The organism is Streptomyces iranensis, assembly GCF_017874715.1.
Lineage (GTDB): Bacteria > Actinomycetota > Actinomycetes > Streptomycetales > Streptomycetaceae > Streptomyces > Streptomyces iranensis.
Genome location: NZ_JAGGLR010000015.1, coordinates 104,886 through 117,785, shown reverse-complemented (window position 1 = coordinate 117,785; position 12,900 = coordinate 104,886). Strand labels below are relative to the sequence as shown.

The window sequence follows — 12,900 nt, the reverse complement described above, 5'->3', positions numbered from 1 at the left end:
TCGTCCGAGGAGCCGCCCCGGGGCCGGGGGAGCCGCCTTCTGGACGGCTCCCCCGGCCCCGTCATAATTCATTCGCCTCCCCGACATGCCCTGGCTACAATCGCCGGTCTTGCCGCCTCCCGCGTTCCGAACGGGAGAGCCGCCGCCCGGACGGAAACCGGTCGGTATCTCGTACCGCGCGTCCGTACGCGTCCGTACCCGCACACCCGTTTTGTGCACTCGCTTGTGTGTACTCGCTCGCCGGAGGCTACGCCGTGCCCTCGCACGCCCCTGACCACCCAGATCCGCTCTCGGAACCGCTCTCGGAACCGCTCTCAGCACCCGTCTCGGACCCCCTGGCGGACGACCCTCTTACGGACCCCCTAGCGGACCCTCTTACGGACCCCCTCGCGCGGGAGCGCGCCCATCTGACCGCGTCCCGCGCCGCGCTGCGCGCCATGCGCGCCGACGTCGAGGCCCTCGACCTCCGGGACGTCGCCGCGAACTGGGTCAACGCCGAAGCGCTGCACCACCAGGTCAGCGAGCGCATCAAGGCCCTCGCCGACCTCGCCGACACCCCGCTCTTCTTCGGCCGCCTCGACTATCTGCACGCGCCGGACGCGGAGACGGCGGAGGGCGCCGAGGGGGAGCGCCCCGCCGCCGGAGGCGGCTCGACGGACACTTTTTACATCGGCCGCCGCCATGTGCACGACGCGGACGGCGACCCCATGGTCATCGACTGGCGTGCCCCCGTCTCCCAGCCTTTCTACCAGGCGTCCAAGAAGGCGCCGATGGACATCGGGCTGCGCCGCCGCTTCGGCTATACGGGCGGCGAGCTGACAGCGTACGAGGACGAACGGCTCTCCGACCCCACTGAGGACGAGCGGACCAGCAAGCTGCTCCAGTCCGAGATCGAGCGCCCGCGCGTCGGCCCCATGCGGGACATCGTGGCGACGATCCAGCCGGAGCAGGACGAGATCGTCCGCCAGGGGATCGGCGGCACCATCTGCGTCCAGGGGGCGCCGGGCACCGGTAAGACGGCCGTGGGGCTGCACCGGATGGCGTATCTGCTGTATGCGCACCGCGAGCGGCTGGCCCGCTCCGGCACCCTGGTCATCGGCCCGAACCGCTCCTTCCTCCACTACATCGAGCAGGTCCTGCCCGCCCTCGGCGAGCTGCAGGTGGCGCAGGCGACCGTCGAGGACCTGGTGACCCGGCCGTCCCTGGGCGCGGTGACGCGGGGCACCGACTCCGCCGACGCGGCCCGTATCAAGGGCGACGCCCGGCTGGCCGAGGTGCTGCGCCGCGCCCTGCGCTCGTACGTCACCGGGCCCACCGAGCCGTGCGTCGTGGTGCGCGGCTCACGCCGCTGGCGGGTTCCCGCGTACGAACTGGAGGAGATCGTCGAGGAGTTGCTCACCCGCGACATCCGCTACGGCGCGGCCCGCGAGGCGCTTCCGCGGCGCATCGCGCACGCCGTGCTCGTCCGGATGGAGCAGGCGGGCGAGGCGCCCGACGACCGGGTCCAGGACGCGGTGGCCCGTAACCCCGCCGTGAAGGCGGCCGTCAAGGCGATCTGGCCACCGGTCGACCCGGCCAAGCTGGTGCTGCGGCTGCTCTCCGACGCCGACTTCCTGGCCGAGCACGCGGACGGCGTCCTCGACGCCGACGAGCAGAAGACCGTCCTGTGGGCGAAGCCGGTGCGCGGGGTGAAGTCCGCGAAGTGGTCCCCGGCGGACCTGGTGCTGATCGACGAGGCAGCCGATCTCATCGAGCGCACTCCGTCCCTCGGCCATGTGGTCCTGGACGAGGCACAGGATCTCTCCCCCATGCAGTACCGCGCGGTCGGCCGCCGTTGCAGCACCGGCTCGGCGACCGTGCTCGGCGACATCGCCCAGGGCACCACCCCATGGGCGACGGCCAGCTGGGAGGAGGCCCTGATCCACCTCGGCAAGGAGGGGGCGGGGATCGAGGAGCTGACCCAGGGCTTCCGGGTGCCGCGCGAGGTGATCGCGTACGCCTCCCGGCTGCTGCCCGCGATCGCCCCCCGCCTGTCGGAGGCCACCTCGATCCGCGAGGCGGCGGGGGACTTCTCCGTACGGGCCGTGGGTCCGGCGGAACTGGACACGGCCGTGATCGCCGCCTGCCACGAGGCCCTGAGGCACGAGGGCTCGATCGGGCTGATCGCGGCCGACGCCCGCATCCCGGCCCTGGCCCAGGCCCTCGACACGGCGGGCCTGACCCACCTCACCCCCGGCGAGGAGACCAGCGCGGAGTCCCGCCTCACCCTCGTCCCGGCGACGCTGGCCAAGGGTCTGGAGTACGACTACGTGGTACTGGACGAGCCGGCCGCCGTGGTCGACGGCGAACCCGACGAACGCACGGGGCTGCGCCGCCTGTACGTGGCCCTGACGCGCGCGGTCTCGGGGCTGACGGTGGTCCATGGGGCACCGCTGCCGGAGCGGCTGGCGGCCTGACGGGGGCGGGGTGCGGCTCGGTGGCCGACCTCCCGGTCAGGCCACCGGAACCGGCGCGCCCTCAAGCCACCGGCACGGGCGCGCCCTCAGGCCACCGGAACCGGCGCGCCCTCAAGCCACCGGAACCGGCGCGCCCTCAAGCCACCGGCACGGGCGCGTCCTCAGGCCACCGGAACCGGCGCGTCCAAGGCCGTGCGCCACTGGCCGACCGCGATGGCGTCCACCGGGCCCGACCAGCCGCCGGGGCGGGCCGCGCCGCCGATGTGGAAGGCGTTGACCCCGGCGGCGCGCAGGGTGGGCAGGTGGTCGAGGCGCAGGCCGCCGCCCGCCATGATGCGCGCTTCGTAGCCCGGGGCACCGGCCCGCTCGGCCTCGGCGATCAGGGTGGGCAGACCGTCGTCCACGCCGCGCGCCGACCCGGCGGTGAGATACGTGTCCAGGCCGGGGATGTCGGCGAGCCGCTTGCGCAGGCCGTCGCGATCGGCGGCGCGGTCGATGGCCCGGTGGAAGGTCCAGCGGCTCTCGTCCACGCCACCTCCGGCGCCCACGACCTCGGTCAGCGCGGTCACGGCGGCCAGGTCGACCCCGCCGTCGTCGGTCAGGAAGCCCAGGACGAACTCGTCCGCCCCCTCCGAGTGCAGCGCGGCGGCGGCCTCGCACAGCGCGTCGAACGCGTTTCCGGTCGCGAAGCCGTCCGATGCGCGGAGCATCACCCGCACCGGCAGATCGACGGCCGAACGAACGGCGGCGAAGGTCTCACGGGATGGGGTGAGCCCGTCGGCGGCCATGTCGGTGACCAGTTCGAGGCGGTCCGCCCCTCCGGCCTGTGCGGCGATCGCGTCCGCAGGGGTCAGGGCGATCACCTCGAGCAATGGTCTAGACATGCAGGACAGCTTGCCACACCGCACAAGAGGGCAAACCGCTGCCCCACAATTGGCCCATGCCCGCATCCGCGACCACCCGCCATCCGGCCCATGACGCGCTGCTCACCCGCTGGACGGAGCTCCTCACCAGCGCCCGCGACGCCACGACCCCGTCTCCCGTTCCCTACGGCGAAGATCTCCTGACCCGCTGGGCCGAGCCCCAGCGCCGCTACCACACCACCGATCACCTGCTCGCGGTCCTGGACCGGGTGGACGAGCTGCTCCCCCACGTCCAGGCCCCCGACCCCGCCGCGATCCGCCTCGCCGCCTGGTTCCACGACGCCGTCTACCTCCCCGACCGCTCCACCAACGAGGAACGCAGCGCCCGCCTCGCCGAACGCGCCCTCCCGGAAGCCGGCGTCCCGGAGCCCCGCGTGGCCGAAACCGTTCGCCTCGTCCTCCTCACCCGCGACCACGACCCCGCCGAGGGCGACACCAACGGCGAAGTCCTCTGCGACGCCGACCTCGCCATCCTGGCGGGCTCCCCCGAGAACTATGGCGCCTACGCGGCAGCGGTCCGCGAGGAGTACGGCTTCGTCCCCGACGACGCCTTCCGCGAGGGCCGCGCCAATGTCCTCCGTCATCTGCTGGGCCTGTCCCGTCTGTTCCGCACACCCACCGCCCACGACCGCTGGGAGGCCGCCGCCCGCCACAACATGACCACTGAGCTGGAACTGCTGAGTGCATAACATGTGCCGTTCGCGGCTCTAAAGTTGACGGACCATCCGCGCAACGCCAGGGGGGCAGCATGGACGACAGCGCAGTACACCTCGATGACCAGACAAACTTCATCAACGAGCAGGTCAGCCGCTTCCTGCGGGAAGCCAAGCGGGACGACACGCTATGGATCCTGCTCAGCGGGCACGGCCAGCACTACGAGGGCACCGACCATCTGATCCCCGAGGACGCCAGCTTCCACGTCCACCCCTTCGCCTCCAGCTGCGTCCCCATCGACTAGAGCAAGGAACTCAACGAGACCGCCGCCCCACGGGTGGTCTTCCTCATCGACGCCTGCCGGGAAGGCATCGAACAAGACTCCATGGGCCCAGCGGGTATCGAGGGCTGGAGCAGGCGTAAGCGCGAGGCGGCCCAGCACCGCAAGGTGGCGTATGTGTACGCCTGCTCGCCGGGGCAGTTCGCGCTGTTCGTGCAAGAAGGGGAAACCGTCCGCGACGGCACGGACATCGGAACGTCACCGGGCGAGTCCTTCAGCCTCTTCTCCCGGGCCGTATGCGACGTGGTGACCAATCTCCCGCACACCATGCATCTGGCGGAGTTCGAGGAGGCCACGCAGCAACGCATCGCCGAACTACACACCGCCTACCGCAAGTCCCGGCCACTACAGCGGATCCGGGTACGAACCGACGCCGAGAAGTCGGGCTTCCTGGTGCTGCCCGGCCCCGTCCGCGACGCGCTCAAAGATGTCTCCGTCTCGCTGGCCGCCCATCTTTCGGTCACCTATGAAACGTCTGTGGGCTCGCTGCGCGAAGATCCGACCTCCAGGCGCTTCGCGGCCGTCGTGCCGGACAGCTTCAGCGCACAGGCGACTTCCTCGCAGGTGAAGTTCCAGGCGGTCTCCGCGTCGCGCTCCCGTACGGCCGCCGGAAGCTCCGCCTCGGCTTCCGCTTCCAACGCGGCCAATCTGGGCCTGGTGCGCCTGGATCCACCCCGTATGACGCTCCAGGGCTTTCAGTGCGTCGATCCGGCCGGTGCGGGACAACTTATCCGCGGCCAGGACCGGCAACACGGACGCGGTCTCCGGCCCCGGGGCCGCCGCTGCCAGATAGGCAGCCCATTCGTCCGGTGCCCCCGGGCCGTTCAGCTCGCTGGTCGTCTCCTCCGTCATGTCGATCGCCCCCAGTGATCTCGTCGACCCGCCTCCCCCAGCGGGTTCACATCTCCATCCTTCCTCACTCAGCGTGACGAAACCAGATCACAACCGTCAGTCCACACCATCGAGTGAACGTTCGAGAAGCGCACATCCCGATGTTCCGCGCAGGAATGCCGACGTCGTTCCACGACGTTGAGCCTGGCATGCCCTCCTCCTCCCCAGCGGATTCCGCTCGCCCCCGCATGCCCCTGGCGGTCTACGTCCTCGGACTGTCCGTGTTCGCGCTCGGTACCTCCGAGTTCATGCTGTCCGGGCTGCTGCAACCCGTCGCGCGGGACATGGGGGTGTCGATCCCCACGGCCGGGCTGCTGATATCGGCGTTCGCAATCGGGATGGTGGTCGGGGCGCCGGTGCTGGCGGCGGCCACGTTGCGGCTGCCGCGGCGGACGACGCTGATGGCGCTGCTGGCGGTGTTCGGGCTCGGGCAGATCGCGGGGGCGGTGGCGCCGTCGTACGGGGTGCTGTTCGCGTCCCGGGTGGTGAGCGCGCTCGCGTGCGCTGGGTTCTGGGCCGTGGGCGCCGCGGTGGCGGTGTCGCTGGTGCCGGTGAACGCGCGGGCGAAGGCGATGGCGGTGATGGTCGGCGGGCTGAGCATCGCGAACATCGCCGGGGTCCCGGCCGGGGCGTTCCTCGGGCAGCACGCGGGATGGCGGGCCGCCTTCTGGGCGGTGGCCGGGCTGTCGGTGCTCGGGCTGGCCGGGGTCGTCGCGCTCGTACCGCGTACGAAGGTGCCCACCGGGGACGACCAGCCGCGGCTGCGGGCCGAGCTGCGCATCTACCGCGACCGGCAGGTGTGGCTGGCGCTGGCCGCCACCGCGCTGAGCGGTGGTGCGGTCTTCTGCCTGTTCTCCTACCTCGGGCCACTGCTGACGGATGTGGCGGGGCTGGACGAGGGCTGGGTACCGACCGTACTCGCGCTGTTCGGGGTCGGCGCGCTGCTGGGTACGGTGATCGGCGGGCGGATCGCGGACGCGCATCTGTTCGGCACGATGTTCGGCGGCATCATCGCCTCGACGGTCGTGCTGAGCGCGCTGGCGCTGACCGCGCACAGCGCGGTCGCGGCCGTGACCTTGGCGCTGATGCTCGGCTTCACCGCCTTCTTCACCGCGCCCGCGCTCAACGCCCGGATGTTCAACCTGGCGAACTCCGCGCCCACACTCGCGGGCGCGACGAACACCTCGGCCTTCAACATCGGCAACACCGTGGGCCCGTGGCTCGGCGGCCTCGTCATCGACGCGGGCTGGGGCTACTCGGCCGTGGCCTGGACGGGCGCCGCGCTCGCCGGTACGGGCGCGGTGACGACGGTGGCCGCGATGCGGTTGCACCGGGCGGAGGGCGCGTCCCGCGTCATCGCGTCCTCGGCACCGTCCTCGGCGTCGGCGTCGGCATCGGCATCGGCATCGGCATCGGCCACCTCATACGCTCCGGAGTCCCGGCCGTCGCAGCGTTCGGAGACGCGGTAGCGGAGCCCGGGACCGGGGCCGGGCGCGTCGCCGGTGGAGCCCGGGTCCGTCGCCTGTCTCCGGCACCTGCTCCGGGCTCCGGGCTCCGGCTCCGGTGAAGCCGCGCCGGTGTGACGACGCGACGGCGTGACGGTGTGACGGCGTGAGGCCGCGACGATGGCCACCAGCCCGCCGGGGCCCGGCCGGGCGGGCCCGGTGTCACCGCTCCGCTTCCCGCGCGGATGACACGGGTGGGGACGGCCCCGGTGCGGATGAGACCGACCGTGCTCCGGCACCGGGAGCCCGAGGGCCGGTGGCACCGGGCGAGTCCGGTGCCGGTGCCGGGGCGGGGGCATCGGGGGCGGGCTCCGGTCGCCCGCCGGGCAGGGCCGCGCGCGCCGACCGCAACCCGCGGGCCAGCATGTGCGCGCGCCCGGCGACGACGGGGCCGAGGACGGCGAGGACCAGGACGTAACCGGCGATGAACGGCGCCAGCCTGGCATCGAGTCCGGCGCTGGTCGCCATGGCGGCCAGGATCAGGGCGAACTCCCCGCGCGCCAGAAGCGTGGTGGCGATGTCCGCGGCGGGCTCGGGACCGTAGTGGTAGAGGCGCGCCACGAGCAATCCGGCGATCACGTTCATGACGATGGTCAGCGCCGCGGCTGCGGCCACCGGAGCGGCGACGGACGCGATGTCGCCGGGGTCGATGGCCAGTCCGAAGGCGAAGAAGAAGATGGCCGCGAAGGCGTCGCGCAGCGGGTGCACCAGTTCGCGGATCCGCGGTCCGGAGGGGGTACCCGCCAGGATCAGCCCGGCCATGAAGGCGCCGATGGCATCGGCGACTCCGAGGACTTCGGAGACTCCGGCCACGAGGACCGCGGTGCCGAGGAAGCTGATGACCAGCAGTTCGTTGTCGCGGACCGCGATCAGACGTCCGATCAGCCGAGTGCCGTAGCGGGCCGCGGCCGCCAGCACCAGCAGGAATCCGAATGCCTTGCCCGCCTGCAGAACCGTCTCCTGGATGCCCTGGGCAGCGCTGATGACGGGCTGGAGTGCGGCGAGGTAGAGCGCGAGGAAGATGTCCTCCACCACGATGACGCCCAGGATCAGACGCGTCTCCGGGTGGGCGATACGGCCCAGGTCGATCAAGATCTTGGTGACGATCGCGGAGGACGAGATGCCCAGGACACCCGCGAGCACCAGGGCCTCCCTGGCGCCCCAGCCAAGGGCGAACCCGAACCCGAGGCCCGCGCCGACATTCAGCAGCAGGTAGATACCGCCCGCGGCCAGCAGGCGCCGACCGCCGCTCCGGAGATCGTCGAGGTGGAACTCCAGACCCAGGTAGAACAGGAGCAGCACCAGCCCGAGGGCGGAGAGCATCTCGAAGTCGCGCGCATCCTCGACCAGGACCAGGCCCGGGGTGTGGGGACCCAGAAGGATCCCGGCGAGCATGAACAGCGGGATGGTCGGAAGCCCGATCCGGCTGCCGAGGCGGGCGAGGACAGCAGCGGCGAGGAAGGCGCCGCCCAGAGCGAGCAGGGTGTCGGCATGTCCCACGGGTCACCACCTTCGTCGGCTTCATCGCCTTCGTTGTCTTCGTCGGGTCCGTCAGGTTCGTCAGCGGGAACCGAGCCGGGTGTCGCCGTCGCGACGTCGCGGCGTACGCGTACCCGTACGCGTACGGGGTGGATACGTCCTCCTTCGTCCAGGGGAAGCCGTCCCTTGCCAAGGCAAGTCGCCCTTCAGCTCGGCCTTGGTCCCGCTACGACCCGGGCGCGACGTGCCGCGATGCGGGCTCAGCCGTCCTTCAGCGTGAGCTTGGGTTCCCTTCGGCTCGGGCTCATCCGTGCCTCGGCCCCGGCTCACTCGCGCCGCGCCGGAGGAACCGGCAGCCGGGGCCGGCGCCGGCCGGACCTGCGTCCGCGCGGGGATACGAACAGGTGCGCCGCCATACCCGCCACCACCAGGCCCGCCGCGAGGAGCAGGCCCTGCGGCAGCAGCATGCCGACCACCTGCATCGTCAGTGAGACAGCGAGCAGCGCCCACGCCGGTCCATGCCGGTACTCCCATGGCCGACAGGGCCGCCCCTCCCCCAGGCCACGGGCGAAACGCGGGTCACTCCGGGCCATCCGCTCCTCGAGCTCACGCAGCTGGGTGTCTCCGGGCTGTGCCATCGCTGCTCCTCCCACGGACCGGCCTGCACGGCGTCACTGCCACGGTCACATGGTGGCCGTGCGCCCCACCATCGGTGCCGACACCCATGTCCGCCGGTGGACGACCCCCATCCCGGCACCATCCCGACATCCGTTGCGGCCCGGCCCGTATCCCGACACCTGTCCGCCCCCGCCCCTTCCTCCGGCCGGGACAACGGGCGCGAGTGATAGAGAAAGAGAGAAGAAGCGAACGAGCCCTGCTCATCGGAGCCGAACTCGCCCTCGGGTCCGCTCCGGGAGGCGGCATCGACGTACGCCTGACCGTCTCCGTCTCCGTCCCCGCCCCCGTCACCCGTCACCCGTCGGAGCCAGTGACCATGCCCGAGGCGACCGAAACCCGCATCCTCCTCGCCGACGACCACGCTCTGGTCCGCCGCGGAGTCCGACTCATCCTCGAAGGCGAACCCGACCTCACCGTCGTCGCCGAGGCCGGAGACGGCGCCGAAGCCATCGAGGCCGCCCGCGCCCACCGGCCGGACCTGGCGATCCTCGACATCGCCATGCCCCGCCTGACCGGTCTCCAGGCCGCCCGGGAACTGGCTCGCAGCCAACCGGAGACGCGCATCCTCATTCTGACCATGTACGACAACGAGCAGTACTTCTTCGAGGCGCTGGCGGCAGGCGCCTCCGGCTACGTCCTGAAGTCCGTCGCCGACCGCGACCTGGTCGAAGCCTGCCGCGCCACCATGCGCGGCGAGCCCTTCCTCTATCCCGGCGCCGTCAACGCGCTCATCCACAGCTACCTGGGCCGTCTCCAGGAGGGCGAGGGCATCCCCGGACGTCCCATCACCAGCCGTGAGGAGGAGATCCTCAAGCTGGTCGCCGAGGGGCACAGTTCACAGCAGATCGCCGAGCTGCTCGTCATCAGCGTCAAGACCGTCGAGCGCCACCGCGCCAACCTGCTGCGCAAACTCGGCCTGAAGGACCGGCTGGAGCTGGCCCGTTACGCCATCCGCGTCGGCTTGATCGAACCGTAGGAGCCGTATCACTCCGCGCCCGCGGCCCGCTTGGGGCGGCGGAGGCCCGCGGCCTTGAGGCGGCGGAGGAGTTCCTTGCTGCCGACCTCCTCCGCGCCCGCCCCTACGGCCTTCGCGTACAGCTCGCTCGGCACGTCGTAGTGGTCGCGGTCGAAGCCTCGGCGCGGGGCGCCGATGCGGGCGGCGAAGGCGTGGAGTTCGGCGTAGGAGACATCGCTGACGAGGTGGGACCACAGGCGGCCGTGGCCCGGCCACGAGGGCGGGTCGATCAGGACGGCCATCAGAGGGTGGTGCCCAGCGATCCCACGGGCGCCACCGCGACCGCCGTCTTGCCGCAGACCCAGCGCGGGTCGGGGCCCAACTCGGGCTCCACGTCGAGGGCATGGAGGTCGCCGCCCTGGGTGCAGACGGGGCACAGCGGCCAGCGGCCATACCGTTCCAGCAGGGCGTCCTGGACGTCCTGGGCGACCAGACCCGCCACGTACGCGACGCCTTCCGGCCACTGCTCGACCCACCACCGCCGGTGCGCGATCGCGTCTTCGACCAGCGAGACGATGTCGGCGCGGGCGACCTCCCCCGCCGCGAGGTCGGCCAGGACGAGGGCGCGGGCCGCGTGCAGTGCCTGTTCGAGCTTCATGGGTCCCATTGTCACCTTAGCTTCCTCCCGGCGCCTGTTCGTTTCGTCCACCGTCTCGCCCACGGTCTCGGTCTCGGCCACAGCCACAGCCACAGCCACAGCCCGGACTCCCCCCGCGCCTGTTCGTCCGTCCCGGCTCGCACCGCGCCCGCTCGCCGACCCGCCGCGCCATGGTCCGGAGGGTTGACGGGCATCGTGGCCGGAAATAGTTTTCGCTGGTGAGTAGCGATCTGAAGGAAACTTTCATGCCTCCTCCGCAGCCCGACTCCACACCACCCATTCCCCCCGTCCCGCCCGCCCCACCTGCCCCGGCCGCCCTCGCCGCCAAGGTCCGCACGTTAGCCCCCTCCATGACCCGCTCCATGCACCGCGTCGCCGAAGCCGTGGCGGGCGATCCGGCCGGTTGCGCGGCGCTCACCGTCACCGGGCTCGCCGAGCGGACCGGCACCAGTGAGGCCACCGTCGTCCGCACCTCCCGGCTGCTCGGCTACCCCGGATACCGGGATCTGCGCCTCGCGCTCGCCGCGCTCGCCGCTCAGCAGGCCGCCGGCCGGGCCCCGGCCGTCACCGCGGACATCGCGGTGGACGATCCGATCGCCGACGTGGTCACCAAGCTGGCGCGGGAGGAGCAGCAGTGTCTGGCCGACACCGCCGCCGGGCTGGACACCAGCCAGGTCGAGGCGGCCGTCTCGGCGCTGGCCACCGCCCGCCGGATCGATGTGTACGGGGTCGGGGCGTCCAGCCTGGTCGGCCAGGACCTGGTCCAGAAGCTGCTGCGCATCGGGCTGATAGCCCACGCCCACGCCGATCCGCACCTCGCGGTCACCAACGCGGTCCAGCTGCACTCCGGCGACGTCGCCATCGCGATCACCCACTCCGGGCGCACGACGGACGTCATCGAACCGCTGCGGGTGGCCTTCGAGCGCGGGGCGACCACCGTCGCGATCACGGGGCGGCCGAACGGCGAGGTCGCGCAGTACGCGGACCTGGTGCTCACCACCTCCACGGCCCGCGAGAGCGAGCTGCGCCCGGCGGCCATGTCCAGCCGGACCAGCCAGCTGCTGGTGGTGGACTGCCTGTTCATAGGGGTCGCCCAGCGGACGTACGAATCGGCGGCGCCCGCGCTCTCCGCATCGTACGAGGCGCTCGCGCACCGCCACGATCCGCGTCCCGGGCACCGCTGAGCCCGACCGGTCCCGCCCGACGGCCCCGCCCTCGCGCTCCCACCCCCGATACCGGTCGCTGTTCCGCCCGGTGGCTGCCCTTCCAAGTCACCGTCACCGTCACCCCCACCCCCACCCTCACGCTGACGTACCGGAAAGAGCCGCTTCGCCATGACTACCGCCGACTCCGCACGGCTCCGCGCCCAGCTCGACACCCTGACCACCGAGGCCTTCCGCCCCGAACTCGCCAAGATCGACCGGCTCGAAACCCTCGAGATCGCCCGGATCATGAACGCGGAGGACGCCGCCGTCCCCACCGCCGTCGCCGGTCAGCTCCCCCGCATCGCCGCCGCCATCGACGCCATCGCCGTGCGGATGTCCCGTGGCGGCCGCCTCCTCTATACGGGCGCGGGCACCGCCGGACGGCTCGGGGTGCTCGACGCGAGCGAGTGCCCGCCCACCTTCAACACCCGGCCCGAGCAGGTAGTCGGGGTGATCGCGGGCGGCCCGGACGCCGTGGTGACCTCGGTCGAGGGCGCGGAGGACAGCGCGGAGCTGGCCGCCCGGGACCTCGACCGGCTCGGGATCGGGCCCGACGACACCGTGGTCGGCGTCTCGGCCTCCGGCCGCACCCCGTACGCCGTGGGCGCGGTCGAGCACGCCCGGCGGCGCGGCGCGCTCACCGTCGGGCTGTCCTGCAACGCCGGGTCGGCGCTCGCCGCCGCGGCCGACCACGGCATCGAGATCGTCGTTGGGCCGGAGCTGCTCACCGGCTCCACCCGGCTGAAGGCGGGCACGGCCCAGAAGCTGGTGCTCAACATGATCTCGACCATCACCATGATCCGGCTGGGCAAGACGTTCGGGAATCTGATGGTCGATGTGCGCGCCTCCAACGACAAGCTGCGGGCCCGTTCGCGGAGGATCGTCTTCCTGGCGACCGGCGCCTCCGACGAGCGGATCGAGAGCGCGCTGGCGGCCACGGACGGCGAGGTGAAGAACGCGATCCTCACCATCCTGGGCGAGGTGGACGCACCGACCGCCGAGAAGCTCCTCGCCGAGGCACACGGCCATCTGCGCACCGCCCTGGAGGCGGCCACGGGGTGAGCCCGGGACTGGGAGCCCGGGACTGGGCCCCGCATGCGCACAACCGCGCATCCACACAGCCCCGCAGCCCCGGATACGCCGTCGGGGCGGCACC

At 72.1% G+C, this 12,900-nt stretch carries 12 protein-coding genes and 1 pseudogene; 8 read left to right on the top strand and 5 right to left on the bottom strand.

Annotated elements, in window-relative coordinates:
* The first annotated feature begins 254 nt into the window (after window positions 1–254).
* The gene (locus J2Z30_RS26795) at window positions 255–2,456 is read left to right on the top strand and encodes a HelD family protein (protein ID WP_372453313.1); all 2,202 of its coding nucleotides are present in this window, start codon (window positions 255–257) and stop codon (window positions 2,454–2,456) included.
* A gap of 161 nt (window positions 2,457–2,617) precedes the next feature.
* Here J2Z30_RS26795 and J2Z30_RS26790 read toward each other — a convergent pair whose 3' ends face one another.
* The gene (locus tag J2Z30_RS26790) at window positions 2,618–3,340 is read right to left on the bottom strand and encodes a copper homeostasis protein CutC (protein ID WP_044573657.1); all 723 of its coding nucleotides are present in this window, start codon (window positions 3,338–3,340) and stop codon (window positions 2,618–2,620) included.
* Between the two features lie 56 nt (window positions 3,341–3,396).
* On the opposite strand from J2Z30_RS26790, the gene J2Z30_RS26785 reads away from it, so the two are divergent.
* From J2Z30_RS26785 to J2Z30_RS26770, 4 genes and pseudogenes are all read left to right on the top strand, one after another.
* Window positions 3,397–4,068, top strand: a complete 672-nt coding sequence (locus tag J2Z30_RS26785) for an HD domain-containing protein (RefSeq protein ID WP_044573654.1) — start codon at window positions 3,397–3,399, stop codon at window positions 4,066–4,068.
* Between the two features lie 59 nt (window positions 4,069–4,127).
* On the top strand, window positions 4,128–4,337 hold the full coding sequence (locus tag J2Z30_RS26780) for a hypothetical protein (protein WP_044573652.1): 210 nt from the start codon (window positions 4,128–4,130) through the stop codon (window positions 4,335–4,337).
* A 30-nt stretch (window positions 4,338–4,367) separates the two neighbouring features.
* A pseudogene (locus tag J2Z30_RS26775) lies at window positions 4,368–5,243 on the top strand (caspase family protein); the annotation flags it as partial.
* Window positions 5,244–5,452: 209 nt separating this feature from the next.
* On the top strand, window positions 5,453–6,733 hold the full coding sequence (locus J2Z30_RS26770; RefSeq protein WP_078956816.1) for a Cmx/CmrA family chloramphenicol efflux MFS transporter: 1,281 nt from the start codon (window positions 5,453–5,455) through the stop codon (window positions 6,731–6,733).
* A 198-nt stretch (window positions 6,734–6,931) separates the two neighbouring features.
* Here J2Z30_RS26770 and J2Z30_RS26765 read toward each other — a convergent pair whose 3' ends face one another.
* Together J2Z30_RS26765 and J2Z30_RS26760 are read right to left on the bottom strand one after the other, a co-directional pair.
* Entirely contained in the window at window positions 6,932–8,269 is a 1,338-nt protein-coding gene (locus J2Z30_RS26765; RefSeq protein WP_078956815.1) for a cation:proton antiporter, read from the bottom strand.
* Between the two features lie 305 nt (window positions 8,270–8,574).
* The gene (locus J2Z30_RS26760; RefSeq protein ID WP_044573642.1) at window positions 8,575–8,886 is read right to left on the bottom strand and encodes a DUF3040 domain-containing protein; all 312 of its coding nucleotides are present in this window, start codon (window positions 8,884–8,886) and stop codon (window positions 8,575–8,577) included.
* Between the two features lie 356 nt (window positions 8,887–9,242).
* Between J2Z30_RS26760 and J2Z30_RS26755 the strand changes: the two genes are divergently transcribed.
* Window positions 9,243–9,902 carry a response regulator gene (locus J2Z30_RS26755; RefSeq protein ID WP_044573639.1) on the top strand — a complete coding sequence of 220 codons (660 nt, stop codon included), beginning with the start codon at window positions 9,243–9,245 and terminating at the stop codon, window positions 9,900–9,902.
* A gap of 8 nt (window positions 9,903–9,910) precedes the next feature.
* Here J2Z30_RS26755 and J2Z30_RS26750 read toward each other — a convergent pair whose 3' ends face one another.
* Window positions 9,911–10,183: a DUF4031 domain-containing protein gene (locus J2Z30_RS26750; protein WP_020870495.1), complete on the bottom strand. Its 273-nt coding sequence runs from the start codon at window positions 10,181–10,183 to the stop codon at window positions 9,911–9,913.
* Window positions 10,183–10,539: a DUF8819 family protein gene (locus J2Z30_RS26745; protein ID WP_107073339.1), complete on the bottom strand. Its 357-nt coding sequence runs from the start codon at window positions 10,537–10,539 to the stop codon at window positions 10,183–10,185. The genes J2Z30_RS26750 and J2Z30_RS26745 overlap by 1 nt, the downstream gene beginning before the upstream one ends.
* A gap of 218 nt (window positions 10,540–10,757) precedes the next feature.
* Between J2Z30_RS26745 and J2Z30_RS26740 the strand changes: the two genes are divergently transcribed.
* On the top strand, window positions 10,758–11,723 hold the full coding sequence (locus tag J2Z30_RS26740) for a MurR/RpiR family transcriptional regulator (protein ID WP_044573624.1): 966 nt from the start codon (window positions 10,758–10,760) through the stop codon (window positions 11,721–11,723).
* Between the two features lie 150 nt (window positions 11,724–11,873).
* Window positions 11,874–12,806 carry an N-acetylmuramic acid 6-phosphate etherase gene (murQ, locus tag J2Z30_RS26735; RefSeq protein WP_044573622.1) on the top strand — a complete coding sequence of 311 codons (933 nt, stop codon included), beginning with the start codon at window positions 11,874–11,876 and terminating at the stop codon, window positions 12,804–12,806.
* Window positions 12,807–12,900: the final 94 nt, after the last annotated feature.

Excerpts from the sequence above, each read along its gene's own strand:
- J2Z30_RS26790 (WP_044573657.1), bottom strand. The coding sequence starts at position 3,340 with ATGTCTAGACCATTGCTCGAGGTGATCGCCCTGACCCCTGCGGACGCG.
- J2Z30_RS26785 (WP_044573654.1), top strand. The coding sequence starts at position 3,397 with ATGCCCGCATCCGCGACCACCCGCCATCCGGCCCATGACGCGCTGCTC.
- J2Z30_RS26780 (WP_044573652.1), top strand. The coding sequence starts at position 4,128 with ATGGACGACAGCGCAGTACACCTCGATGACCAGACAAACTTCATCAAC.
- J2Z30_RS26770 (WP_078956816.1), top strand. The coding sequence starts at position 5,453 with ATGCCCCTGGCGGTCTACGTCCTCGGACTGTCCGTGTTCGCGCTCGGT.
- J2Z30_RS26760 (WP_044573642.1), bottom strand. The coding sequence starts at position 8,886 with ATGGCACAGCCCGGAGACACCCAGCTGCGTGAGCTCGAGGAGCGGATG.
- J2Z30_RS26755 (WP_044573639.1), top strand. The coding sequence starts at position 9,243 with ATGCCCGAGGCGACCGAAACCCGCATCCTCCTCGCCGACGACCACGCT.
- J2Z30_RS26750 (WP_020870495.1), bottom strand. The coding sequence starts at position 10,183 with ATGGCCGTCCTGATCGACCCGCCCTCGTGGCCGGGCCACGGCCGCCTG.
- J2Z30_RS26745 (WP_107073339.1), bottom strand. The coding sequence starts at position 10,539 with ATGAAGCTCGAACAGGCACTGCACGCGGCCCGCGCCCTCGTCCTGGCC.
- murQ (WP_044573622.1), top strand. The coding sequence starts at position 11,874 with ATGACTACCGCCGACTCCGCACGGCTCCGCGCCCAGCTCGACACCCTG.